This window comes from Rhodococcus sp. MT28 (assembly GCF_058792695.1).
Window position 1 is genome coordinate 268,678 of sequence record NZ_JBXAFD010000001.1, and the last position, 24,820, is coordinate 293,497.

23 protein-coding genes and 1 tRNA gene are annotated in these 24,820 nt (G+C 62.9%); 8 read left to right on the forward strand and 16 right to left on the reverse strand.

The features are described from left to right. Nucleotide 1 precedes the first annotated feature (1 nt). The 7 genes from AC1Q6C_RS01210 to AC1Q6C_RS01240 form a co-directional block, all read right to left on the reverse strand. Nucleotides 2-988 carry a DUF1839 family protein gene (locus AC1Q6C_RS01210; RefSeq protein ID WP_003946304.1) on the reverse strand — a complete coding sequence of 329 codons (987 nt, stop codon included), beginning with the start codon at nucleotides 986-988 and terminating at the stop codon, nucleotides 2-4. Beyond that, the gene (locus AC1Q6C_RS01215; protein WP_054781160.1) at nucleotides 988-1,944 is read right to left on the reverse strand and encodes an amino acid--[acyl-carrier-protein] ligase; all 957 of its coding nucleotides are present in this window, start codon (nucleotides 1,942-1,944) and stop codon (nucleotides 988-990) included. Before AC1Q6C_RS01215 ends, AC1Q6C_RS01210 begins: the two co-directional genes overlap by 1 nt. Next, nucleotides 1,941-3,131 carry an acyl-CoA dehydrogenase family protein gene (locus AC1Q6C_RS01220; RefSeq protein ID WP_003946288.1) on the reverse strand — a complete coding sequence of 397 codons (1,191 nt, stop codon included), beginning with the start codon at nucleotides 3,129-3,131 and terminating at the stop codon, nucleotides 1,941-1,943. Before AC1Q6C_RS01220 ends, AC1Q6C_RS01215 begins: the two co-directional genes overlap by 4 nt. Continuing rightward, a complete protein-coding gene (locus AC1Q6C_RS01225; protein WP_003946296.1) occupies nucleotides 3,128-3,370 on the reverse strand; it encodes an acyl carrier protein in 243 nt (80 codons plus the stop codon). Before AC1Q6C_RS01225 ends, AC1Q6C_RS01220 begins: the two co-directional genes overlap by 4 nt. Then, the gene (locus tag AC1Q6C_RS01230) at nucleotides 3,363-3,809 is read right to left on the reverse strand and encodes a holo-ACP synthase (RefSeq protein ID WP_003946314.1); all 447 of its coding nucleotides are present in this window, start codon (nucleotides 3,807-3,809) and stop codon (nucleotides 3,363-3,365) included. Before AC1Q6C_RS01230 ends, AC1Q6C_RS01225 begins: the two co-directional genes overlap by 8 nt. Before the next feature lie 286 nt (nucleotides 3,810-4,095). Continuing rightward, complete coding sequence (locus tag AC1Q6C_RS01235; protein ID WP_003946317.1) at nucleotides 4,096-4,737, reverse strand: ScbR family autoregulator-binding transcription factor; 642 nt, start codon at nucleotides 4,735-4,737, stop codon at nucleotides 4,096-4,098. Between the two features lie 189 nt (nucleotides 4,738-4,926). Next, a complete protein-coding gene (locus AC1Q6C_RS01240) occupies nucleotides 4,927-5,580 on the reverse strand; it encodes a TetR/AcrR family transcriptional regulator (protein WP_003946303.1) in 654 nt (217 codons plus the stop codon). A 154-nt stretch (nucleotides 5,581-5,734) separates the two neighbouring features. On the opposite strand from AC1Q6C_RS01240, the gene AC1Q6C_RS01245 reads away from it, so the two are divergent. The 6 genes from AC1Q6C_RS01245 (at nucleotide 5,735) to AC1Q6C_RS01270 (ending at nucleotide 11,828) form a co-directional block, all read left to right on the forward strand. Next, a tRNA-Gln gene (locus AC1Q6C_RS01245) sits at nucleotides 5,735-5,805 on the forward strand. Nucleotides 5,806-5,881: 76 nt separating this feature from the next. Continuing rightward, nucleotides 5,882-7,333 carry a bifunctional UDP-N-acetylglucosamine diphosphorylase/glucosamine-1-phosphate N-acetyltransferase GlmU gene (gene glmU / locus AC1Q6C_RS01250; RefSeq protein ID WP_082900777.1) on the forward strand — a complete coding sequence of 484 codons (1,452 nt, stop codon included), beginning with the start codon at nucleotides 5,882-5,884 and terminating at the stop codon, nucleotides 7,331-7,333. A 71-nt stretch (nucleotides 7,334-7,404) separates the two neighbouring features. Beyond that, on the forward strand, nucleotides 7,405-8,385 hold the full coding sequence (locus tag AC1Q6C_RS01255; RefSeq protein WP_003946284.1) for a ribose-phosphate diphosphokinase: 981 nt from the start codon (nucleotides 7,405-7,407) through the stop codon (nucleotides 8,383-8,385). 239 nt (nucleotides 8,386-8,624) lie between these two features. Further along, complete coding sequence (locus AC1Q6C_RS01260) at nucleotides 8,625-9,281, forward strand: hypothetical protein (protein WP_030536285.1); 657 nt, start codon at nucleotides 8,625-8,627, stop codon at nucleotides 9,279-9,281. A gap of 79 nt (nucleotides 9,282-9,360) precedes the next feature. After that, nucleotides 9,361-10,941 carry an SLC13 family permease gene (locus tag AC1Q6C_RS01265; protein WP_050654528.1) on the forward strand — a complete coding sequence of 527 codons (1,581 nt, stop codon included), beginning with the start codon at nucleotides 9,361-9,363 and terminating at the stop codon, nucleotides 10,939-10,941. Beyond that, nucleotides 10,941-11,828, forward strand: coding sequence for a cyclase family protein (locus AC1Q6C_RS01270; protein ID WP_030536286.1), 888 nt, complete (start codon nucleotides 10,941-10,943; stop codon nucleotides 11,826-11,828). The genes AC1Q6C_RS01265 and AC1Q6C_RS01270 overlap by 1 nt, the downstream gene beginning before the upstream one ends. A gap of 3 nt (nucleotides 11,829-11,831) precedes the next feature. Here the strand turns inward: AC1Q6C_RS01270 and AC1Q6C_RS01275 are convergent, their stop codons facing one another. From AC1Q6C_RS01275 to AC1Q6C_RS01310, 8 genes are all read right to left on the reverse strand, one after another. Then, a complete protein-coding gene (locus tag AC1Q6C_RS01275) occupies nucleotides 11,832-13,037 on the reverse strand; it encodes a PQQ-dependent sugar dehydrogenase (protein ID WP_054188780.1) in 1,206 nt (401 codons plus the stop codon). A 108-nt stretch (nucleotides 13,038-13,145) separates the two neighbouring features. Beyond that, nucleotides 13,146-14,687 (reverse strand): HNH endonuclease signature motif containing protein, encoded by a 1,542-nt coding sequence (locus AC1Q6C_RS01280; RefSeq protein WP_051720841.1) that lies wholly within the window; start codon nucleotides 14,685-14,687, stop codon nucleotides 13,146-13,148. Between the two features lie 231 nt (nucleotides 14,688-14,918). Continuing rightward, nucleotides 14,919-15,065, reverse strand: a complete 147-nt coding sequence (locus AC1Q6C_RS01285; protein ID WP_155277926.1) for a hypothetical protein — start codon at nucleotides 15,063-15,065, stop codon at nucleotides 14,919-14,921. Nucleotides 15,066-15,141: 76 nt separating this feature from the next. Continuing rightward, nucleotides 15,142-16,113 (reverse strand): L-histidine N(alpha)-methyltransferase, encoded by a 972-nt coding sequence (gene egtD / locus AC1Q6C_RS01290; RefSeq protein WP_030536289.1) that lies wholly within the window; start codon nucleotides 16,111-16,113, stop codon nucleotides 15,142-15,144. Continuing rightward, nucleotides 16,110-16,856, reverse strand: coding sequence for an ergothioneine biosynthesis protein EgtC (gene egtC / locus AC1Q6C_RS01295; protein WP_007728904.1), 747 nt, complete (start codon nucleotides 16,854-16,856; stop codon nucleotides 16,110-16,112). The genes egtD and egtC overlap by 4 nt, the downstream gene beginning before the upstream one ends. Nucleotide 16,857: 1 nt before the next feature. Next, nucleotides 16,858-18,165, reverse strand: coding sequence for an ergothioneine biosynthesis protein EgtB (egtB, locus tag AC1Q6C_RS01300; RefSeq protein ID WP_042920949.1), 1,308 nt, complete (start codon nucleotides 18,163-18,165; stop codon nucleotides 16,858-16,860). Continuing rightward, the gene (gene egtA, locus AC1Q6C_RS01305; RefSeq protein ID WP_211920660.1) at nucleotides 18,162-19,385 is read right to left on the reverse strand and encodes an ergothioneine biosynthesis glutamate--cysteine ligase EgtA; all 1,224 of its coding nucleotides are present in this window, start codon (nucleotides 19,383-19,385) and stop codon (nucleotides 18,162-18,164) included. Before egtA ends, egtB begins: the two co-directional genes overlap by 4 nt. Nucleotides 19,386-19,463: 78 nt before the next feature. Next, entirely contained in the window at nucleotides 19,464-20,738 is a 1,275-nt protein-coding gene (locus AC1Q6C_RS01310) for an APC family permease (RefSeq protein WP_492666338.1), read from the reverse strand. Nucleotides 20,739-20,752: 14 nt separating this feature from the next. On the opposite strand from AC1Q6C_RS01310, the gene AC1Q6C_RS01315 reads away from it, so the two are divergent. Together AC1Q6C_RS01315 and AC1Q6C_RS01320 are read left to right on the forward strand one after the other, a co-directional pair. Further along, a complete protein-coding gene (locus AC1Q6C_RS01315) occupies nucleotides 20,753-21,934 on the forward strand; it encodes an aminotransferase class V-fold PLP-dependent enzyme (protein WP_050654520.1) in 1,182 nt (393 codons plus the stop codon). 82 nt (nucleotides 21,935-22,016) lie between these two features. Further along, a complete protein-coding gene (locus tag AC1Q6C_RS01320) occupies nucleotides 22,017-23,477 on the forward strand; it encodes an FAD-dependent oxidoreductase (protein WP_211920664.1) in 1,461 nt (486 codons plus the stop codon). Here the strand turns inward: AC1Q6C_RS01320 and AC1Q6C_RS01325 are convergent. Beyond that, nucleotides 23,474-24,679, reverse strand: coding sequence for a GAF domain-containing protein (locus AC1Q6C_RS01325; RefSeq protein ID WP_307850414.1), 1,206 nt, complete (start codon nucleotides 24,677-24,679; stop codon nucleotides 23,474-23,476). The genes AC1Q6C_RS01320 and AC1Q6C_RS01325 overlap by 4 nt on opposite strands. Nucleotides 24,680-24,820 lie beyond the last annotated feature (141 nt).

Sequence of the window (24,820 nt, forward strand, 5' to 3'; positions counted from 1 at the left end):
GTCAGACCAACCTCAGGTGTCGATGCGAGTCGACGCCGACTGTGTCGGCAACGATTTCCATCGCCCTCTTCCACGACACGGCCATCTCGTCGAGTTGCTCACGCGGGTCCACCGCGCGGCCCCTGGAGGCACGCGCCATCTGAAACTGCACGCTCTTGGCACCGGATGCCACTTTGCGGAAATCTGGCGCAGCTTCGCCTGTCCCGGAGAAACCTGCAGTGTCCAAGAACTCGCTGGCGTCGGCGGCCAGCTCCGCGCTGGCCCCGCACTGACGAAGTAGCCCGAAGGACCAGAGGTGAAAGGCATCCATACCCGCCCCCTGCACCCATTCGAGGTCGTCGATCACCTTGCGTCCCAGCTCTCGCACGGGATTACCCACCGCTCGAACCGCTACATTCCGCCGAGCCACTTCGGCGATGTTTCCGGCGTTGGTCGCGTGAACCGGATTCAACCTGATCTGTTCGACGTAGGGCACGAACGAAGGAAGTGAGGAACGATCGAGATCGAAGACGCCGGAGAAATCGTCGCCTCGCAGCAAGTAGTACCCGCTGTTGTGAAAGTACTCGAGCTCGCCGGCAACGCGATCGATCCGATTGGGCACGATCGTGGTCTTGGTGTGCCCCTCGTGATAACTCGTTCCAAGAGTGTCGGGAAGCCAGTATCCGTCCACTTCAACCGTCGACAGCATCCCAACCGCGAGGTTGTCCTCGACGTGGATCAGCGGTGCCCGCCAGACGTTCATCTCGGCGACTTCGATTCCGTACAGCGCGTAGATGTCCTCGGCCTTGAGCTTGAGGAACGTCCACTGAGTCCCGTCGAACCGCGATGAGAAGGCACATGCCAATGCCGGGACGGGGTCCAATCCCAGCGAATGCAACACTTCGATCCACAGATCCGTGTAGCAGTTGGTCTGCGCCCACACGCGGTCGTCCTGGTGCAACGAATGGGGCCGGTAGCGATCAGGTGAAATGTCGATCAGCCGTGACATCAGATGCCCATTCGTTCACGAACGGAGGTTGGCCATGCAGCCACGTCAAGACCATGAGTCCGCAACAAGGACAACGCGATTCGCTCCATCCCGAAGCCGACGCACGAGCTGTGTGCCACCTCCCCCTCCGCCGTTCGGATGTCGAAGTTGACACCGAAATGGTCGAGATGGTTGTTCGAGGACACGATCGCCGTGCCCTCGTCGAGATCTCCGTAGAGCCGAACTGTCAGTTCCGTCTTGAGATTCTCTTCACGCTGGTTGGCTGCAAGCATCTTTCCGGCGCGCCCGAAGAAAGGATCATTGGCGATCACCGGGGTAGCGTCGAGTTCGAGCCGGCCGAGCACCTCGAGCCCCCGCTCGATCCAATGCTCGCGATGCGCTCGCGCTGCCGCGGCGTCACCGATCGTCACGAACTCGTGCATCCGAAACGCTTGCATGCGAGCCGGATCGATCGCCGGTTCGTGCCGGAAGCAAAAACCGTAGATGTCCAGCAGCACTCCGCCTTCGGGGAGAACTCCGGTATACCGCGCATAGGCAGGATGGCACGCTGCGGACACGAGCATGGTCTCGGTCGGCTCGAGGTGGCGGTCCCACGATTGTCCGTCGGCGCGATCGGCCAGCAGTCGCGCGTGATCGCGATTGGAACCAGCGAAGGTGTTGATGGCGCCGGTGAGGTTGGGAAACGAAGCGATGTAGTCGGTGCGCTCGAAACTGCTCCGCGGGAACACCGGCGGGAACCGCAGCCGAGTCGCGGCGTCGCCTGGCCCCGCTGCAATCACCACTCGGTCGATACCGTCGACGATGTCCTCGAACACGCCGGAACGCCCGTAGAGTCCCGGCACCTCCGTCTCGACGAGAAGTCCTTCGACGAGCAGTTCACGTTGAAATGCAGCCCGGGCCCGATCCAGATCGGTCTCGCCTGTCACAGTCTCGGTCGTCACAGTCTCGTTCGTCATAGCGTTCCCCGGTATCCGATGGCCATGTGCGCTGAACCTGCCATGATTCGATCGTTGTTCACCATCACCGCTGCGCCGTGCGCGTCACGAAGGTGCCGACCGAGCGAAAATTCGGTGTCCTCGCGATATCCCGAGATTCCACAGATCAACATTGTCTGCCCCACGATTTCCACCACCGCTGTCGACGCTGTGACTTTCAGGTTGTTCATCGCGAGCGAAAATCCCACCGCTCCCGTCGCCTCGAAATCGGCAACGCCTTCCTCCGCATGGACTGCGCGGTCGTACCTGCGCGCAGAGGCGCCGACGAGATCGGCGAATTGTTGTGCCGAAGCGGCAACTTCGGCGAGCCGCAGCGCTCCGGGGGAAGTGACCCCGGGCTGCTTGCGGGCGGCGGCACGCACGTACTTGCGCGCCTTCTCGACTGCAGCGTCGGCAATTCCCAACCACACCGAACTCCAGACGACGTGCGAGACCGGAAGCATGGTGTGGGTGGAGATATCGGAATACGGTACGCCGGCGACCATCTCCGGCGTCGAGGTGGCCCGAAGGATGTAACCGAGACTGCAAGTACCCCTCAGCCCCAGCGTGTTCCACTCGGTGGTGCGTTCGAGCGTCAGGTCTGGGGTACGACACACCACGAGAACCTGATCGTTCGGCTGACTCTCCGGTGTTCGCCGAGCCGTCACGACTATCGCGTCGGAGTGTTCACCGTACGAAATGACAGGCGCGTTCTTGATCAACAGCAGGTGACCGCCCAAGTCTTCCACCGCGCAGTAACTCCGGCTGACGTCACCACCGATTCCCAGCTCAGTGGTTGCCGATGCCAACAGCAATTGCTTGTCGACCGTTTCTTCGACAAACTCGCGTAGTGCTTCGGTGTTGCCGTGCTTGACCAACGAGTATATCTGCGTCTGATGCATCGCGAAAATCATTCCGCTTGCTGCACAGCGCGTTCCGATCACACGGGCGATCTGCGACACTTCCTGCAGCGAGAGCCCTTCGCCGCCTAGTTCCCTCGGCACAGCTACGGACAGCAGCCGTTCGCTTCGCATGGCGTCGACAGCTTCACGCGGAAACCTTGCTTCTGCATCGACTTCGTCGGCCCACACCGCTGCAACTTCGTCGGCCAACCGTGCGGCCCGCTCGAGGGCCGTTCCGGTGGAGCACTGCGATTGCGGAGCGTTCATGCAGCACCCAACTCCGTCAACGCACCCTCGATCGCCTTGACGCTTGCGAAAGTACTCTTCCGCAACAACTCGTCAGGGAACTCGATGTCGAACGAATCCTCCAGCGCCAACATGACATTCACGCTCGCGTGCGACGTCAAACCCAACTCGTAAAGATCGGCCTCTCCGTCGATCGTGCTCACGTCGACTGCCAGCCGACCGTGCTCGACGAGCACTTTCCGAATTGCCTGATCAATCATCAGCGATGTCGTCCTTCTTTTCGATGCGAGCGCCCGAGCGTGTTGCGATCACCATTGCGATGGCCACGTCCGCTTCGTGCGAGATAGATACTTGAAAATCGTGCAGATCCTGGGCCCGCGCGAGTTCCGCGGCATTACCGGACAGTGTCACCCCACAGCCACCCCACTCGGCCCGAGTGATTTCGATGGAACTCCACGGAACGGGAACGTCACCAGGCCGCAGTACCTTCACCACAGCCTCTTTGGCGGCGAAACGTGCAGCCAATCGTTGATCCCGCGCCGGCCCGGCGCACGTCTGCAATTCGTGCGGGGTGAAGGTCCGATCGAGATACCTCCGCCCGAAGAGTTCGATACTTCGAGTGACATCCACGACGTTCACTACGTCACAGCCGATCCGCGGGCCGATGTCGAGCATCGGCGTCGGCGCAGTGTCACCCATCTGTCGACTCCCCATCTGGGGTCGTACACGCCGGGCAGCCCCCTATGCTGCCCGGTGCGCCGACGCCGTCACCCTGCCCTGACAAACCTTCATTCTCAGCAATTCTTCAGCTACCGATAGAACATACCGCAATCCGAAGATTGACGGCAAGATCGGACTTCCAGATTCCCATCAACACTATAAACATACTCTCAGTTTGTTTCGAATGCAGAACAAAGAGAACAATGTCCCTACCAGGACATTTGCAGCAAATTGACCAAAGGAGCAGTGCGGAGAGCCAGTGATTTCAGTGATCACTGGCAAGGCGACGGGCCGCGAATTGCCTGAAGTACTCCACTTTCGATTCCGGGACCACGATCGGAAGTATCAGATTCCACGATGCCTTCATGGAGTCCGAAAGCTCACGAACGGTCCCGGTCGCGGCTGCCATCAGCCGAACTCCCGACGCAACTTCCAACAGGAAACGAGCAATGTCAGCAGAATCCGCGTCCGAACGCAGATCACCCTCGTCGGCGGCACGGCTGGCAAGTTCACGGTAAATGTCGAGCCACACGTCCAGAGTCGCCGGCCCGGAGCCCCGGTAGTCCCCGATCTCGACCAACAAGCGGAACGTCGCTCTAACCATGGCGTCATGCGCACCGATGTCGACGATGACCGACGAAATACCGATCAGTGACTCGAGTGCGGGAGTTCGACGGTCCAACCAGAGCTCACATTTTGCGTCGAAACGTGCCGAACCCTCGTCTATCACCGCCCGCGCGAGTTCTTCCTTGGACCCGAAATGGAAGTACAGGGCGCCTTTCGTCACCTGCGACTCGGCGATGATCTCGCTCAAGCTGGCATTGGCATAGCCCAGGCGCAAGAACACACCCGCTGCTCCGCGCAGCACCGAATCACGGGTGGCTTCTGCCCGCTCTTGCCTCACCATCGATCCGGCCTCCAATCACCACACATCGAACGAATTCTTGGTCTTACCCGTTCACAGCGTCAAAATGGATGGCACGGTTCGGCATTCAACCCACCCTGCAAACAAATGAGACATTTGCCCATCAAACGATCGTGATACAGCGAACACAGCTTAGACCGCGATCCATCTCTGCGCGGCAGGCGCGCCTGGTTAACCCTCCAATTGTGGATCGGCTTCCAGATTCGTCAGCCCATTCCAACACAAATTCACGAGGTGAGCGGCGACAACTTCCTTCGACGGAGTCCGTTCGTCGAGCCACCAAGTAGCCGTAGTGGACACCATGCCGACAAGCGCCTGTGCGTACATCGTTGCTAGTCCGGGGTCGAAACCGCGTCTGGAGAAGTCCCCCGCCAACAGGTAGCCCACCTGACTGATCGCGTCGTTGAGGAGGCTCGAATATGTCCCACTGGGCGCGACAACGGACGAATCGCGCACGAGTATCCGAAATCCGTCGGTGTGCTCTTCCACGTAGGTGAGCAAAGCCAACGCAACCCGCTCGACTCGAACTCTCGAGCGATTTTGTGAGAGCGAAGACGTGATCATCTCGAGGAGTCGCGACATCTCCCGGTCCACTACGACGGCGTACAGCCCCTCCTTGCCGCCGAAGTGCTCGTACACGACAGGCTTGGACACGTTCGCGCGCTGGGCGATCTCCTCGATCGAGGTCGCTTCGTATCCCCGTTCGGCGAACAATGCCCGCCCGATCTCGATCAGCTGTTGCCGACGTTGGGTACCGGTCATCCGGATCCGTGTCACTCGTTCGGGAACTGGATCCCCGCCACCCGAACCGGACACCGTCGCCATTGTCTTCCTCTCGCCGACACACAAATTACTGCTGTGGACGCTCAGCCTATCGGGACTTCAGGGGCCCGATCGGAGGAGCGGTTCGACCTACGGCGGGTCGGCATGCGATTATTCTTTCGCGCGTTCGGCCGCAAGGCTCGGCAATGCGTGGCAATCCGCCGTGGTGTAATGGCAGCACCTCTGATTTTGGTTCAGATAGTTCAGGTTCGAGTCCTGGCGGCGGAGCTGGTGAACAACATGCTTTCCCGAGCGGAATGTATGTCTTGATCGACAGTTTGATCGACAGAGGGAGCTCAAACCAGTGCAGACCGCCGTGATCGTTCTCGCAGCGGGTGCCGGTACACGAATGAAGTCGAAGACTCCCAAGGTCCTCCACACTCTCGCCGGACGCAGCATGCTGGCACATTCGCTTCACGCGGCAACCTCACTGAATCCCACGCACCTGGTGACCGTCGTCGGTCACGATCGTGAGCGTGTCACCGAAGCCGTGAACGCAGTCGCCGGGGAACTGGACCGTTCCGTCACCGTCGCTGTTCAGGACGAGCAGAAGGGCACCGGGCACGCTGTCAGTTGTGGGCTCGAGGGGTTGCCGGCCGACTTCTCCGGGACCGTACTCGTCACAGCCGCCGACGTGCCTCTGCTCGACGGAAAGACCATCGCAGACCTCCTCGCCCAGCACACGGCTGCTCCCGCGGCCGCGGTGACGGTGTTGACGTCGACGGCCGTCGACCCCACCGGCTACGGGCGAATCCTTCGTACGACGGACGGCGAGGTGAACGCCATAGTCGAGGAGAAGGAAGCCACCGATTCGCAGCGCTCGATCACCGAGGTCAATTCAGGGGTCTACGCCTTCGACTTCGAAACTCTGCGCGACGCGCTGGCGTCCCTCGACTCCAACAACGCACAACACGAGTTCTATCTCACCGATGTGATCATGATCGCCCGTCGCGCGGGCAAGCGTGTTCGTGCTCAGCACATCGCGGATTCGGTTCTCGTCGCGGGCGCCAACGATCGCGTGCAGCTCTCGACGCTCGCCCGCGAGATGAACCGTCGGATCCTCGAGAAGTGGATGCGTGCCGGCGTCACCGTCGTCGATCCTGCGAGCACATGGATAGATTGCGACGTGCACGTCGCACAGGACGTGACGCTCCTGCCCGGAGTTCAGTTGACCGGCACGACCTCGGTGGGCGAAGACGCCGTGATCGGCCCGGATACCACCTTGGACAACGTGACCGTCGGTGAGCGCGCAGTAGTCGTCCGCTCGCACGGGACCGACTCCGTTGTCGGCGCGGACGCGACTGTGGGCCCCTTCGCCTATCTCCGGCCTGGTACCCGCCTCGGGGCACACGGCAAGATCGGCGCTTACGTGGAAACCAAGAACGCGGATATCGGCGAGCATTCGAAGATTCCGCATCTTACCTACGTCGGCGACGCCACCATCGGCCATCACAGCAATATCGGAGCTTCGAGCGTCTTCGTCAATTACGACGGGGTGAACAAGAGCCGTACTGTGGTGGGGTCGCATGTCCGAACAGGCTCCGACACCATGTTCGTCGCCCCTCTCGTCGTGGGAGACGGCGCATACACGGGTGCGGGCACGGTCTTGAAGAACGACGTACCGCCTGGGGCGCTCGCCGTCTCGGGTGGGGTGCAGCGCAACATCGAGGGCTGGGTCCAGAAGAATCGTCCCGGCACACCCGCGGCCGATGCCGCTGCAGCAGCTGCACAACCTGACGGCCCTGCAACAACCTGACAGCCCTGCACAACAGACAGCACAGATCACCACCAGATCGACCGGCAAGTACAAAAGGACGGCATGAACCAGTGACTGCGAATTGGATCGACAACCAGAAGAACCTGATGTTGTTCTCGGGTCGCGCACATCCCGAGTTGGCGGAGCAGGTGGCGAAGGAACTCGACATCCGCGTCACCCCGCAGACCGCGCGCGACTTCGCGAACGGTGAGATCTTCGTTCGATTCGAAGAGTCGGTTCGCGGCTCCGATGCGTTCGTCCTGCAGAGTCATCCGGCACCGCTGAACACGTGGGTGATGGAGCAGCTCATCATGATCGACGCTCTCAAGCGTGGATCGGCAAAGCGCATCACCGCCGTTCTTCCGTTCTACCCGTACGCCCGCCAGGACAAGAAGCATCGCGGACGCGAGCCGATCTCCGCTCGCCTGATTGCCGACCTGCTCAAGACCGCCGGCGCCGATCGCATCATCACGGTCGACCTGCATACCGATCAGATCCAGGGCTTTTTCGACGGCCCCGTCGATCACATGCACGCACACAGCCAGTTGGCCAACCACATTCGCGCGGGCTACAACCTCGAGAACATCACGGTGGTGTCCCCCGACTCGGGCCGCGTTCGTGTCGCCGAGAAGTGGGCCGACTCGCTCGGCGGTGCACCGCTGGCATTCATTCACAAGACGCGCGACCCGTTGGTACCCAACCAGGTCAAGTCCAACCGCGTCGTCGGTGAGGTCGAAGGTCGCACCTGCATCCTGATCGACGACATGATCGACACCGGCGGAACCATCGCCGGCGCGGTCAAGGTGCTCAAGGAGGCCGGTGCAGGTGACGTCGTCATCGCTGCAACCCACGGCGTCCTCTCCGACCCTGCGGCCGAGCGTCTGTCGACGTGTGGCGCGAAGGAAGTTGTTGTCACCAACACACTTCCGATCGACGAGTCGAAGAAGTTCCCGACGCTGACGGTGCTGTCCATCGCACCGCTGCTCGCTCGCACCATCAAGGAAGTTTTCGAGAACGGTTCTGTGACTTCGCTGTTCAACGGCAGCGCCTAGTCTCGCGCCGCACTACGGGCGCGTACCTGTGACTTCACGGTCACCGGTACGCGCCCGTCGTCGTCTTCGTGAAGGTCTCAGAAACAGACCACCCGGTCATCATGAAACCACCTGTGGGACACACGAATACCGCCGAATGCGACGATTGACATGATCTTGATCACGCTACCGTCGAGAAACCCAGGTCGATGTTGGGGCGGTGTTCACCGCGCCGCAATCTTCGCCTAGTGTGGCTCGTCGTGATCGACGCGCAAACCCTGGAATCCCGGCCCGAATCTCATTCCCTGAATTCATCAGTTCCGACGATCCGGCGGTGGCGCCCAGGATCTTGTGTCTGGTGCGGAGACGACAACTCCGTGGACATGTTCCGCAACGAACCCCGCTGCGGAAAATGCCGTGAAAACGAAGGCATCATCGACGACGCCAAGCGCTTCCTCGGCATGTACGGTCTGCGCCCGCTCGGCGGCACGCTGCAGTCCGACGACGACGAAGAGCGCGAGTACCGCGTCAACGCACGCGAGGCACGCCGAGTCCTGAACGAGATCCGCATGGACGTCCTTCCCGATGCGGCCGCTGTTCGCAAGGCAATTCGGCCCCGCGCCGCAACGGTTGTCGCCGACACGTCACCCGCACGCGCTTCCCGCCCCGCCAGCACGGGCACAGCGACGCGCGTTGCCGCTCCGGTCAAGACCGACACCGTGGACATCGACACGCTCCAGACGCGCGTCCTAGGGCTTCTCGATCAGCTCGGTTCGATCGACGAGCAGATCAAGGTCGCCGAACTCGCACAAGGGTTGCCGGCTCGCGCACGACTGAGCGATCTGAACAAGCAGAAGGCCACGGTTCTTCGCACGCTGGCCGCTCTCGAGAAGGCCCGCATCGCCGCCTCCAACTAATTCTCCTCGCGTCCGTCCCACGGCCCCGTCTCACTTGCGAGACGGGGCCGTTCTGTATGAGCAGGTACCTTTACGAATCGTGAATGACATCACCACCACTTTCGTCGTGCTTGCACTGGTCGTGGCGCTGTTCGTGATCGGCCGAATCCCGGTCGGCATCATCGCGATCGGCACTGCCCTGGCGCTGTACGCCACCGGTGTGATCACGATGGAGCAGGCGCTCGCCGGATTCGGCGATCCCACGGTGGTGTTCATCGCCGCGCTTTTTGTCGTCAGCGAAGCCCTCGACGCCACCGGTGTCACCACATGGGCGGGCGAGAAACTGCTGGCGAAAGTCGGCGAATCCCGAGTCCGCCTCGTGAGTGCGATCATGTTGCTGGTTGCCGCGTTGACCGCATTGATCAGCGTCAACGGGGCCGTAGCCGCGTTGGTACCGATGGTGGTCGTCTTGGCGGTACGTCTCGGTAAATCGACGTCACAACTGCTTCTGCCGTTGGCATTTGCCGCCCATGCCGGATCGATGCTCACCTTGACCGGAACACCGGTCAACATCATCGTTTCCGAAGCCGCCGAGGAATCCGGGGCCGGTGCTTTCGGGTTCTTCAGTTTCACCTTGGTCGGTGCGCCGCTCGTATTGGGAACGATTGCGATCGCCGTACTTCTCGGTCCTCACGTCCTCCCCCATCGTGCTGGGACGTCGATGTCGCCTGACCTGAGCCGGCATGCCAAGACCCTCGCGAAGCAGTATCAGCTCATGGGAAAGGATGCGCCGTCCGCAGAGCCCTTGATCACCAAGCACGACGGCGTGGTCGAAGTGATCATCCCGCCGCGCTCGGAAATGATCGGCGACAGGGCTTTTCCGGGCATGGTGACCGACAGTGGAGATCTGGTGATACTCGCAGTCCAGCGCGCCGGTGAGGACTGCGGCCCCAAGGGCGTCAAGTTGGCGGCCGGTGACACGCTTCTCCTGCAAGGAAGCTGGGACGATCTCGACACCCACACCGCCGTCGATCCGAACGTCCTCGTGGTCGACGCACCTGCCCAGATCCGTAAGCAGGCAGCCCCGTTGGGAACCCGCGCGGTCATCGCTCTCGTCGTCGTTGCGGCGATGGTAGTGATGCTGACGTTCGGATTGGTGCCATCCGCGATAGCCGGACTCCTCGCGGCATGTGCGATGGTGCTGCTACGAGTCATCAGCGTCGAGCAGGCGCATCGGTCCATCTCGTGGACCACGTTGATTCTCGTCGGCGGAATGATCCCGCTGTCGACCGCAATCCAGCAGACCGGCGCGGCCGAAAAGCTCGCGCATGCGTTTGTCGACGTCGTCGGTGGGGCAAGCCCGTATGTCGTCGTCGCTGGACTCTTCGTCGTGACGGCGACTCTGGGCCAGCTGATCAGCAACACTGCAACCGCGTTGATCATCACGCCGATCGCGATCTCGGTCGCCATCGAACTCGACATCTCGGTGCTGCCCCTTCTGATGACGGTCACCGTCGCTGCCGCGGCCTCCTTCCTGACGCCTGTAGCCACTCCCGCGAACATGATGGTGATGGGCCCTGGTGGTTACAAGTTCGGCGACTACTGGAAGCTCGGACTCCCGATGTTGTTGTGGTTCCTGATAGTTGCAACGGTGTTGATCCCAGTGATCTGGAGTTTCTGATGTGCTCACCGAAGGTCTTGTCGGAGGTCTACGAATCAATCGGACGCGAGGGCAGGAAGATCAGCCGTCGATCGATGTTCGCGGCGCTGGGCACCGGTGCCCTCGGCGCGACCGTCATGGCCGGCGCTGTACAGCCCACTGCGTCGGCAGCACCAACAGGTCAGACCATCGTCGATCTGACCCACGTACTGACGCCGGAGTTCCCGGTGTGGCCGGGCGCGCGCTCGTTCGAGATGAGAAACCTGGCGAAGATCGCCGACGCCGCCGGATCTCTGGGCTCGCTCGGCTCCGCCGGGTCAGGTGGAAACTTCTACCTCAACGAACTCCGCCTCGAAGAACACACTGGTACTCACATCGACGCTCCCGCACACGCCAGTGCGGACGGAATCACCGTCGAGAAGATTCCCGTCGCCGACCTCGTCGTGCCGATTGCGGTCGTCGACATCAGTGCCCGAGCCTCCGTCGACCCCGACACACTGCTCACCCGCCAGGACATCCTCGATTGGGAGTCCCTCCACGGGACCATCGCTCCCCGCAGCCTGGTTGCGATGAACTCGGGTTGGGATACCCGGGCCGGTGCCGGTGGCGCCTTCACGAATCGAGATGCACTCGGCGTGCAACACACACCGGGATTCAACCCCGAGGCGATCGACTTTCTCGTCCGCGAGCGCAACATCGTCGCCGTGGGCTCGGACACCCTCAGCATCGACGCGGGCCGAAGCACCACCCACGGGGCTCACCGAAGCGCTTTGGGCTCAGGAAAGTACGCAGTCGAAGCCCTCGCAAATCTGTCCGCACTTCCGGCCGTCGGCGCCACGGTGATGGTGGGAGCGCCGACGCATGCGGGTGGTTCGGGTGGTCCGTGCCGGGTCATCGCCTGGTACTGAAGATCAGGGCGTGGGCGTCACCCGCAGCACCTTGTCGCCGGCGCCGTTGTCGGTGGTCACCAGGAGCGAGCCGTCGGGCGTCGGGGTCACCGACCGCAAGCGACCGAACTGGTTCTCCAACCCGAAGGTCTGCGCGTCGACCGAGCGTCCGTCGGCATTCAGGCGGAGGAAGATCAGTTCCTTGCTCTTGAGGCCACCCATTACGAGCGCACCGTCCCAGGCACCCCATGCAGCTCCACCGGTGAAGGCAGCGCTGGCGGTAGCCAACGTCGAGCTACCCGAACGCCACACCGCCGCAATTGCTCCCGGCACTCGCACCGGGTCGGTCATCGGCACGGATTCGTCGTACGTTCCGGGAAGCCGATCCGGGCGGTAGCCGTAATTTCCGCCGGGGGTAAGCAGGTTGACTTCGTCGTCGACGCTTGTGCCCTGTTCAACCGAGTACACCCGGCCGGTTCCGGGTTGCACGGCCAAGCCTTGGACGTTGCGGTGCCCGAGCGTGTAGACCGGGCTGGAAGCATTCGGATTCCCCGCCGCCGGAGTTCCGTCGGCGTTGATGTGCAAGACCTTGCCGCCCAGCGAATTCGGATCCTGGGGGACGCTCGGCGTCGCGGTGTCACCCGTCCCGACGAACAGCGTTCCGTCCTGCGCCGCAAGAATTCGGCAACCCCCGTGACGCCCGGACGAGACCGGGATTCCTGGCAATACAGTTCCGGTTCGCGTGAGTGCGGTCCATCCGGCGTCGACGGTCCACGCGATCACTCGAACGTCCGTGACTCCCCCAGCGCTGAATCCTTGGCAGGTGTACAGGGTGCGCGACTGAGCGAAGTCGCGAGCAAGCGCGATGCCCATGAGCCCGGTTTCGGACTGCGCGTAGAGATCCGAAAGGTCAGCAGCGACTGGACCTGTCGTGTTGTCGCCTCGGCGAACGAAGAATCCGCCGGATCGTTGTCCGGTCAGGATTGCACCGTCCGGGGCCGCCACCACGTCCCAGGGGTGGTCGAGTCCGTCGACCAGTGTGGTGACCGACAACTGCGGGAGGGTGTCCTCGATGGGTATGTCCGGGTCGTCGCTCCCCAACGATCCGGTGCTTCCGTTGCCGAAACTGCCGGGGTCGAAGGGGAATGGTTGAGCCACGCTCTGCGTTACCGGCATCACCAGTACTGCAGTCAGGGCCACGGTCAATGCGGCGAGCTTCGGATGACGCACGCGTTCTCCTCGGGTCGGAAACCGTTCTGCGCCTCACTATAAACAGACAAACACCATTTTTCGGGCCCTCTCGCTATACCCGCAGGCCACAGGAGAAACGAAACCCCTTCAGAAGTCGGCAAACTCCGGCAAAGCGTTCGCCAGTGGGTATGCGTTACGTCTTGATGCAGATCGTGCCTTCCGCCAGCCGGGCACACTCCAGTCCAGGAGGTATTCGAGATCCGCTTCCACTCCCCTGTCCCGAAGTCCGAAACGTCGTTCCAGCGCATCGTCGTCCGTCAAATGCAGTCTCGCCGCGTCGGGCACTCTCAGTTCGGGGTCACAGAATGGGCCTACGGGCGCGGTAACCGTTCGTCGTCCTGACGGATCTTTCCACTCCAGAAGACCACCTCCGATTTGCTTCACTGTCCACCTGCCAAACGTCTTCAGTCGGTGATGTTTTCGACACAGACAGGCCAAGTTCCGTTCTGCAGTAGGCCCTCCCTGAGCGGGGTTGCCGTGATCGAACGGCACCGTGTGATCGATATCGCAACTATCAGAACGCACAACACAATTCGGAAAGCGGCACGTACCGTCTCGCGTCCTTACAATCGTCACCAACGCCGCGGACGGCTGGTACGTGGATTCACCGCGCCGCGAACCACTGTTCCTTCTCGAGCGATTATCCCTTGCCGCAGCGGGCAATATCTCCGGTGAGCGCATCGACCGACCCACGCCGAGCACCGGTCCGACTGCCCCCGCAGTCGAACAATGTTGCACCTCGGACGGTGCAAGGGTGAGGACTCTCTGCCACGTGGCGTCCGCGGCGATCGCGCGCGCATGGTCGGCATCGATGTGGCCGTACCCCTGCAAATAGCCTGGCAGGTCGTCGAATCCGAGCAGGGTGGAGGCGTTGACACCCACAAGAATTGTCGCAATCGGGAGCGCGGAGGTCTTCGTATCATCCCTACGGGTGCAATCGCCGTCGCACTGACAATCCAACGACGTCTTTCCTTCCGCCAATGCGATCAGTGCATCGGCACGCCGTTGCCCGAAAGTTCTCGGATCGGAACCACAGACCTGCATCGACATCGCACGGAGCCTCGTGGCCAAAGTCTGAGCGCCGACCGCTGGAAGCATTCCGTCCAGAGTCGACATACCGTCGTGCGACGCGCACGTCCGAACGTCCCGATCCGCCTCCGCACGAACTCGCCTGGCACGCACCCCATCAGGGTCGTGCCGAGCAATGAGACCTCGTGCGCGCGCCTTCAACTTGTTACCGGTTACACGGCAGGCACCGTCCACGAGGAGTCGCTCGATGTCATCGAGCGCGTGCTCGGAAACGTTGGCGAGAGCTTCGGACAGTGCCATCGCTTTGGCCAGATCGATGTCACCGCAAGCAAAAGCGGCCGCCACCCGCGGAAGTCGCCAGCGCAGGTCACATCCCAGTGCAATCATTTTCTGCGCGGCGTACTCCGTAATGCTCAGTATCGACGCGATCTCCACGTGCGCGAATTGACCCCGAAAAGCCTCATTGACTCCAACCGCGGCATCCTCCTCACAACGGTCCAAGTACAGCGCAGTGACCGCGTCGATCTCGAGGAAGTGGGCGCGCGCGATTTCCGCATGCTGCCGAAACAGCGCGTCCGCGGAAGTCTTCGATTCGAACATATGAGCGATTCTACGGGCGCCCACCGACAAGTTTTTGCGAAATCCCGGGGTATTCACCGATACCTTTTGCGCTCCGATGTCACTACGTTCAATCGCATGACTCAGCATCCGACACGAGATCAACCGTACTTCGGCATAGCGATATTCGAGTTGGGGAAGAATGACGGGGTCGGGTGCTTCTACCGAGAGGACTGTTATCTCATCTGGGCTGGCGACCCCGCTGAGGCGCAGTCAAAATTCGAGCGCAAGGCCGGCGAGCAGGAGTATCCGCTCGGCGCGAGCGATGACCAGTCCTATGTAAAACTCGCGCATCTCGTGGATCTTGCGCCGGTGTCGGACGCTGTCCATACCGGCACCGCAGATCTCTACTCTCGACACTTCTCAAATATTGCCGCCTACAGAACTTTTGAGACACTTCTAGGGGGGAGACAGCATCCTCTGACAAGCGCCCACTTCACGCCCGCTGCGCGCACAACAGCGCAAAGCGCTGATCCTGATCCGTCCACACCTTCCGCACCCCGAAGCCCGCGGACGCGAGTTCCGCGGCAATCCCCTCCTCGGTGAACTTCGCCGAGATCTCGGTGCGCAGCTGCTCGCCCGCTGCGAAGGTGATCTCCAGATCCAGGTCGTCGATATGCACCGAGACTTCACGAAGTGCTTCCAGGCGCATCTCGATCCACTCGTTCTCGGCATCCCAGAGCGCGACGTGACGGAAGTCCTCCAAGGGAAAGTTCGCTCCCAGTTGCTTGTTCAGGACCGAGAGAACATTGAGATTGAACTGCGCAGTCACACCGGCAGCGTCGTCGTAGGCGGGAACGAGGACTGCGGGATCGATCACCAACCCCACGCCCAGGATCAGGTTCTCACCGGGATCGAGCACCGCTGCAATGCCCGAGAGGAACTCGGCGCGTTCTGCCGGAACGAGATTGCCGAGAGTTCCACCGAGAAAAGCGACCGCGCGCCGTCCACCCCCGGGTAGATGATGCAGCGAACCGGTGAAGTCACTGACCACCCCTACCACGTCGATTCCGGGAAACTCGGCACCGACTTGCTGCGCCGCACCTTCGAGGGCCGTCACCGAAACATCCTGTGGTACATACGTTCGCAGAGTTCCGCGAGCCGTCATCGCGTCGAGGAGTAACCGCGTCTTCTCAGAGGAACCTGAACCCAGTTCGATCAGGATCTCGGGTTCGGTCAACGCCGCGATCTCGTCGGCGTACCGAGCGAGCAGGCCGCGTTCGGTACGGGTGGGGTAATACTCGGGTAAGGCCGTGATCTCCTCGAAGAGTTCACTTCCACGCGCGTCGTAGAACCATTTGGGCGAGAGCCACTTCGGCGTAGCGGTCAAGCCCTCCCTGGCCTCGGCTCGCAATGCGTCGACCGATTCGGCCGGTGTCAGATAAACCTCGAGCGTAGGGGTTTTCATTGTTCTCCCATCGGTATCGGCGTGATGATCAAATGGCCGGGACGCGCGCAGACGATGTGCCGGTCCGGCACCTGCTCCCAGTCCGGCGAACGATCGGACGGTTCGGAAACGATCAGTGCCCGCGACTCGTCGACCCGCGTGTACAACGTGTGGCCCCACGCCGTGGCCCACAGTTCCTGCCCGTCGCCGAACAGGAGGTTCAATCGTGAATCCGGTGCCGCCGCAGCCACATCGTGAACGAGGCTCGTCACGGCGGCTTCCGCGGGCTTCGACTTCAACCGATGCCGAAGCACTGTCCACAACAAGGCAGCATCCGTCGGCGCGGGCATCTTCAGCAATTCGACGGCCGGAACTTCTGCTGCCAAGTCGGCGAGTGAGCCAGGCCAACCGGATACCGCTCCGTTGTGGCTGAAAGCGTAGGTTCCGTCGACGAACGGTGCGCAGGCACCGATCTCGACGGCCATCCCCTCCGTCGCGGAACGTACGGCGGCGAGAACGGATCCGGAAACGATGTGGGACAACGTCTCGTCGACTGTCGGGTCCGACCAGATCGGCGAGATACTGCGGTACCGTCCCTGCCTTCCACCGTTCCACCACACCGCGCCGAATCCGTCGGCATTGATGGTCCCGCCGCCACGCATCTCGCGAGGTGCCCACGACTGTCGCATCAGTGAGTTCTCGCCGTCGTGGAGGAGTTCACGAACCGAACGCGGCGGCCCGAGATACCCGAGGTGCCGACACATGTCAGGATCTACCCGAAATCGTTCTGGCGCAGCGAAAACCCGAGAAGATCTGGCGCCTGATCGGGTGGTCCCAGTTGCGGAACGTCCCCCGGCAGGCAACGCTGTCGGTCCCGAACGATCCCCCTCGCAACACTTTGTAGTCGCCGCCGAAGAACACCTCCGAGTACTCCCGGTAGGGGAAGGCCCGGAAACCCGGATACGGATGGAAACCCGAAGACGTCCACTCCCACACGTCACCGATCAACTGCTCGACACCTGCTGCCGATGCACCCGCCGGGTACGAGCCGACGCCGGCGGGACCGAGATGGCGCTGACCGAGATTGGCAAGTTTCTCGTCTGCGGACACGTCCCCCCACGGGAATCGTCGCGATCTTCCGGATTCCGGATCCCACCGCGCGGCCTTTTCCCATTCCGCCTCGGTGGGAAGCCGTTTGCCTGCCCAGCACGCGTAGGCCTCGGCTTCGTAGAAGCTCACATGCACGACGGGCTTGTCCGGTGGGACCGGAGCCTCGACGCCGAAAGTCTCGTGCCACCAACCCGAACTGTCGCGTTCCCAGAACAGTGGTGCACGGAGCTTCGCGTCGACGCGATGCCGCCAACCGTCTCGAGACCACAGTTCCGGTCGGGAATAGCCGCCGTCCTCGATGAATTCGACGAACTGCCCATTGGTGACCGGGAATCTGTCGATCGCGAAGTCGGTGAGATAGACCTGATGCGCAGTGCGCTCGTTGTCGAGTGCCCACGGTTCGTCGTCGGTCCCCATGACGAAGGGGCCGGCGGGGATCGTGACCTCGTCGAGTTCCGGCATGCGGGCCGCTTGCGGAGCGGGTGTGGCAACGAGTGCCGTGGGTCCCGAACGCAATTGGTGTGTTGCGAGCATGGTTTCGGCGTGTTGCTGCTCGTGCTGCGCGATCATCCCGAAGGCAAAACCGTCCATGTCGAGTTCTGTGCGTCCGAAGGTGCTGGCTTCGAGCACATCCCAGACCTTCCCGCGAACCGTACGTACGTATTCGCGCGCCTCGGCCGGGTTGAGCAGGGGAAGTGTGGGTCTCGACGATCTCGAATGCTTGAACGCGTCGTACAGCTCGTCTATGTCGCTACGCACCGGATCGCGGCCACCGACATCTCGCACCAGCCAGAGTTCCTCTTGATTGCCGATATGCGCCAGGTCCCACACGAGTGGACTCATCAACGGAGAATGCTGAGCGACCAATTCGGTATCGTCGACGCAGTCTGTGAGCAGCGTCGACCGTTCACGCGCTCGCAGAAGTACGGCCTCGACCGCTTCCTTGGTGATCTCCCCCGTCATGTGTCGCTCTCACCGGGCACAATTGCGCGACAACACCGTTCGGCTGCGGCATCGAGAAGACGGACAAACTGCGGCTCCGGCGCGTACGACGCGGCAAGCGACATCAGAGAGGTTGCCGCCGAACGCAGTTCGACGTCGTCCAAACCGTACTCTGCCGCATCCCGCCATCTCCCGGCCGTCGACGCTGCGGCATCACTCGCCTCACGCATCACGGCAGGCCCGGACAGCAACGCGTCGATCGCTGCTACCGGTACTCGCCACAGATCTCCCGGCTGCGCATCGATGTAGCGAACCTCCAGATGGCCGACAGCGCGAACCGGCGGGAACAGCGTGGACAGGTGATAGTCCAAGTCCGCCCAGACGGGTCGGCGTCCGACCTCGGCATCCAAAGCGCCGTCTATCCAGTCCCCGAAAGTGGCACCCCGCGGAGCCGTCCAATCGTCGCCCTCGTTTCGCACACACATCAGCGGAACATCGAGCGCCCAGCCGGCGTAGTCCTGCACTTCCGGGACTGCGACCGTTCGCCAGGAATCGAGTTCGAGCCACGTCCGCATGCGTTGGGACGCCCAATCCCCTCTCGGAACCCCTTGCAAGCGTGGAGAACACGCAAACGCAGCGATGAGCGCCGGCCCCATGTCCCCGAGGAGCCGCCAGCGCTTGGCAATGGACTCCGGGCTGCCGCCGGCATCGACACTGACCTGCACTGCTGCTGTATTGCACATCATCAAGGTGCCGTACGGTCCTATCCCGGCGAAGCGGGATTCCATTGCGCAATAACGTGGCAACCGGAGAATCCGGGAAGGTGGTCGGGCGACGTCGGCCGCGGCAGAACTGATTTCGATGGAGTACGACGCGAGGAGTGTTTCGAGAGTACGACGGTCTTCGTCGAGACAGTCACACAGTTCTCGGGCGGACGTCCGCGGCGCTGACGAGAGTTCGATCTGTCCGCCAGGTTCTACGGTGACGAGGCTGCCACGAGGAAGCGGAACCGCTGGTGAATCCGGGTCGATACTGGTGGGTGCGTGTCGCCCGAGTGCCTTTGCCAGAGTCGCTGCTGACGGCCGCTCCCCACCGGGAACCTGGCTGGTCAGCCATTCGAGCTCAGCTCCGACCAAACGGGGTGGCCCCTGTTTGAAGCACACACCACCGACGTAGGCCTCGGCCGCAGGACGTGAATCCACCTGCGTGGTCTGTGCTGCTGTCAACGCTGCTGTCACCATTCGACTTCCCCTTCGGGCGGTCTTCGCGGTCGCTACCGACGATAGAACGCCAACGTCCGAGATGCACCCTTTGTGGTGTTACGTGTCGTTGAATTTCTTCAGTCGTATCCACCGGTACCCACAACCGGCCAGAACCACACCTGCGCCGGAAACAACCGCGATCCACGGAAGTGTGACCACCAGAACGACACAACCAGCCGCGCCGACCGCTTGCAGCCACTTCGGATACATCCGGTCCACACCGCGTTGGCTGTACGCACTCACGTTCGCGACGAAGTAGTAGAGCAGCACTCCGAACGACGAAAAGCCGATCACCCCACGAAGATCGGTTGTCGAGACCAAGGCGATCACAACGGCACCGACCACAAGTTCCGCATGGTGAGGGACCCCGAACCGTGGATGGACTGCAGCGAGGGCCACTGGCAGATCGCGCTCGCGGGCCATCGCCATCGCCGTACGACTCACGCCGGCGATCAGAGCCAGCAGCGCCCCCGCCGACGCCGCCGCGGCACCGATCACCACTACGGGAACGGCCCAGCTCCACCCGACTGCGCCCACCGCATCTGCCAGTGGTCGCGCCGAATTCGCCAGCCGATCAGGTCCCAGCGTCACCAACAGCACCACCGCTACCAGCGCATAGAGGATGACGGCGACGGTGAGTGCGATCAGGATCGTCCGCGGAATCGTTCGACGCGGATCACGCACTTCCTCCCCCAGCGTCGCGATCCTGGCGTACCCGGCGAAGGCAAAGAACAGCAGTCCCGCCGATTGCAGAATGCCGTACCACGACCCGAATGCGAGATCCGGGAACTCGCGCACCGCACCAGGACCGACGACGGCAACCACCAGCGCTACACACAGCGCCGTCGTCGACACGGCGACGATCACCCTGGCCATGTGCGCCGTCCGCGTGACTCCGCGGTAGTTGACTGCAACCAGCGCTGCCACCACCAATACCGCGACGGGGACACGCCACGCCGTAGGCGCAACATACGTCGCGAAAGTTAGAGCCATTGCCGCGCAGCTCGCGGTCTTCCCGATCACGAACGACCAGCCGGCGGCAAACCCCCACCAGGGTCCGAGCTGCTCACGTCCGTAGACGTAGGTCCCGCCTGAAGTGGGGTATCTGGCCGCAAGCTGCGCCGACGACGTCGCGTTGCAGAATGCGATGAACGCTGCAATCGCCAGGCCCACAAGCAACCCGGTACCGGCTACTGTGGCAGCGGGCGCGAACACCACGAAGACTCCGGCGCCGATCATCGCGCCGAGGCCGATCACCACGGCATCGGCCGTGCCCAGTCTTCGCTCCATCGGGACAGCTTCGTTCACAGGTAGTTTGAACCACACCGACATGAACGGAAGGTGCCATGTTCGATCTCGACACGATCCGCCGCGACACTCCCGGATGCCTTGACAAGGTGTTCCTCGACAGCGCGGGATCCTCGCTCCCGCCCGAGCCGGTGCCGGCCACGATGATCGAGCACCTGCGACGTGAAGCCGACGTCGGCGGATACGTCGCAGCTGCTCGTCAGAGCGGCGCCCTCGCTGCTGTTCCCCATTCGCTGGCCCGGGTCATCGGTGCTCAGGCAACCGATATCGCTTTGACGGACAGCGCGACCCGCGCGTGGAACGACTTCCTCGCTGCCGTTCCGCTCGGACCCGGTGATCGAATTCTCATCAGCGGAGTCGAATACGCGAGCAACGCCATCGCTGCACTGGGGCGGGCGCGTTCGACCGGTGCCCACGTCGAGATCATCCCGAGCGATCAGTACGGACGCATCGACCTCGACGCACTCGAGAACATGCTCGACGATCGGGTTCGCGTCGTCTCCGTCGTCCACGTCCCCACCAACGGCGGCCTGATCAACCCCGTTCGCGAGGTCGTCGAACTCGCGAGGGCCCACGGCTCGCTCGTTCTGCTCGACGCATGCCAGTCCGTCGGCCAATTGCCCATCGACGTCACCGAACTCGGCGTCGACGCCCTCAGCGCAACCGGCCGCAAGTGGCTCCGCGGGCCACGCGGAACCGGATTCCTGTACGTCCGCCCCGGACTCGTCGATGCACTCGAACCCGCTGCGATGGACCTGCACGGAGCGGAATGGACCGGCGAGAACAGCTTCGTCCCTGCGCCGGATGCAACACGATTCGAACTCTGGGAAACGAGTGTCGCGGCGCGCCTGGGTCTCGGCGTCGCCGCCGACTATCTGCTCTCGATCGGCACCGACACGGCGTGGGAGCAGATCGAATCCCGAGCAGTCACGCTGAGGGAAGGTCTGGCAGCGATTTCCGGAGTCGAAGTCCGCGATCGAGGAACCCATCTGAGCGGCATCGTTTCCTTCACCGTCGACGGTATTTCCGAGCACCTGGTTCGGGATCAGCTTGCAGCACAGAACATCACCGTCACCGTCAGCGGTCGCGGGTCCACCCTCCTCGACATGGATGCCCGCGGACTCGACGCCGTGGTTCGCGCATCGCCGCACTACTTCGTCGACGAAGCCGACCTGGACACATTTCTGGGCGCGGTGAGGAGTTTGCAAACCTCCCGTTGACCGGGACCATGCCTGATCTGCGGAAGTCGAAACTGCAACTGTGGGGTGATCAGCAGTTTCGCCTTCCGAGAGGACTATTCGCATGGCCGACCCCACCGTCAGACCGATCTCCGCTGCCGACATCACCACCTGGGACTACGAGGCCGACGTCGTCATCGCGGGATACGGCATCGCCGGCGTCACCGCTGCGATCGAAGCAGCTCGTGCCGGCGCCGAGGTGCTCGTCCTGGAGCGGACGGGCGGTTGGGGCGGAGCCGCGTCACTGGCTGGTGGATTCATCTACCTGGGCGGTGGAACGCCGTTGCAGAAGGCGTGCGGGTTCGAGGACTCGGTCGAGAACATGAAGACGTTCATGAAGGCAGCGCTCGGCCCCGGAACCGACGATACGAAGATCGACGCGTACTGCGAGGGCAGCGTCGATCACTACAACTGGCTCGTCGACGCCGGGGTCCCGTTCAAGGAATCGTTCTGGGGTCAGCCCGGCTGGGAACCGCCGTACGACGACGGCCTGATGTACTCGGGAGGCGAGAACGCCGCGCCGTTCAACACCCTCGTCGACCCCGCGCCCCGCGGACACGTTCCGCAGATGTCCGAGAAGAACACCGGCGAGAAGGGCGGCGGCTACATGCTGATGAAGCCACTCGTCGAGACGGCCGAAAAGCTCGGCGTCCGAGCAGAATACGATCTGCGCGTCCAAACTGTGGTGGTAGACGGCGATCGGGTTGTCGGCGTCGTCGCCAAGCGTTACGGCAAAGACGTCGCGATTCGCGCACGCAAGGGAGTCGTGCTGGCGATGGGCAGCTTCGCGTACAACAACGAGATGGTGCGCTCGAACGCACCGCGTATCTTCGGCCACCCGGCGGCCTCCATCGAGGCGCACGACGGCCGCGCAATCCAGATCGGTCAGGCACTCGGCGCCGACACCGCACACATGGACGCCACCGAGGTCGCGTTCTTCTGCGACCCGCAGTTGATGGTGCGCGGCATTCTTGTCAACGGCCGCGGTCAGCGATACATCCCCGAGGACACCTACCCCGGCCGCGTCGGCCAGGCAACGCTGTTCCAGCAGGACAACCAGGCATTCCTCGTGATCGACGAAGCTGCGTACGAGGAAGGCATGAATGCCGAATCGTCCAGTGCACAGTTGCGGGCGCAGCCGAGCTGGGTGGCGGAGACCGTCGAGGAACTCGAAGCCGAGATGGGATTGCCCGCCGGATCGCTGCAATCCACCGTCGACCTCTACAACCGGCACGCGGCTGAAGGTTCGGATCCGGTGCTCGGCAAGAAGTCCGAGTGGGTGAAGCCGATCGTCGGCCCGTTCGCGGCAATCGATCTCCGTGGCCGCACAGGCGGATTCACGCTGGGAGGATTGAAGACCACCGTCGATTCCGAGGTTCTGCACGTCTCGGGTGCGCCGATCCCCGGACTTTTCGCAGCGGGTCGCTGCACGTCCGGTGTCTGTGCGGGCGGTTACGCCAGCGGGACAAGTCTCGGCGACGGCAGCTTCTTCGGACGTCGTGCCGGAATCAGCGCGGCGCGCTAGATCACCACAACTCGCACGCCCTCGGCAAAGCGGTACGGCTGAGTCTGCAGGACCGCGCCGAGGTGTTTCCTCAGTCTGGACACCTCGGCGCGCACTGCCACGACATGCTCGCGATCACCGAAGAGCACTTCGCTCAGGCCTGCGGCATCCACACCTGCCGGACCGACGGCTGCCAGTGCCCGCAAGATCTGGGCGTGACGCGGCGAAAGCGCGCGCGTCCAGTTGGCGTCACCACGCACCGTCACCTGCGGCGATGCGCCGAGGGCCAGCTCCAGCTCGATCAACGGCCCGCCGACGCCGGTGCGCAACAGCCAGCCGTCTCCGAGCGGCTCAGGCAGACACATCCCCAGACCTGGCACGATGACGGGCTTTCCCGCACTGGGTGCTGCCACGCGGTCAGGCGCGGCAATCCCGCTGGCGCCGGCCACCCAGCCGTACTCGTCGACCACCAATGCCGGACCTGTTCCTGCCGCGAACAGCGGTGCCGCCCGCGAGCGCAGGCGCTCGAGCGAAGCCGCGTGCTCGCGCCACAGCGTCGCCTCCGCGAGGCGAACCGCGGTGCGCACCAGCGCGACGGTGGTGGGATGCACCGAAGCTGCGGATCCACTGATGTCCACCACGCCCAGTATCTCGCCCGTCCGTGGGTCGTGCACGGGCGAGCCGGTACACGACCAATTGTGATGCGTGGGCGCATAGTGCTCGGCCGAGAAGAGTTGCACCGCAGAGTCTTCGATCAGCGCGGTACCTATCGCGTTGGTCCCCACCGACTGCTCCGACCAGCGTGCGCCTTCCGCGAACCCGAGAGCGTCCGCCGCACGTTTGACGGTCTTCGCCCCTTCGCGCCAGAGCAGGACACCGTCGGCGTCGGCAACGACCACGATGAAGCCCGCGTCCTCGGCGACCTCGGTGAGCGTGGTTCGCAGTTCGGGCAGAACGCTTCGCAGCGCGGTACGCGAACGCCTCGCCTCCAACTCGGAGAAATCGGCAACAGTAGACGCACCGCAGTGATCCGGCGTGAGCCCGCCGGCGGCCACCCTCGACCACGACCGCGCCACGACGGTCCGCGGCTGCGCCGGTGGTTCCTGGCCGGAGAGAACTGCGTCGTGCACCCGACTGAGTAGGCGAGCATGCTGCGACAGGTCGGTACCCGGCACGACGGCACCGAGCCGACTGCCTTCGGGAGCGTTCCCCACGGTGGTCACTCCGTCAGGCTACCGCTTTCGATGTGACGCGAACCACGTCCACACGGCCAGGTCCCCACCACCTGCGATTAGCGGCCGGGAGCAAACTCCGGTAACGTATCCAAAGTTGTCTCGGCGAGGGTGAATCGCAGCAGTTCCACA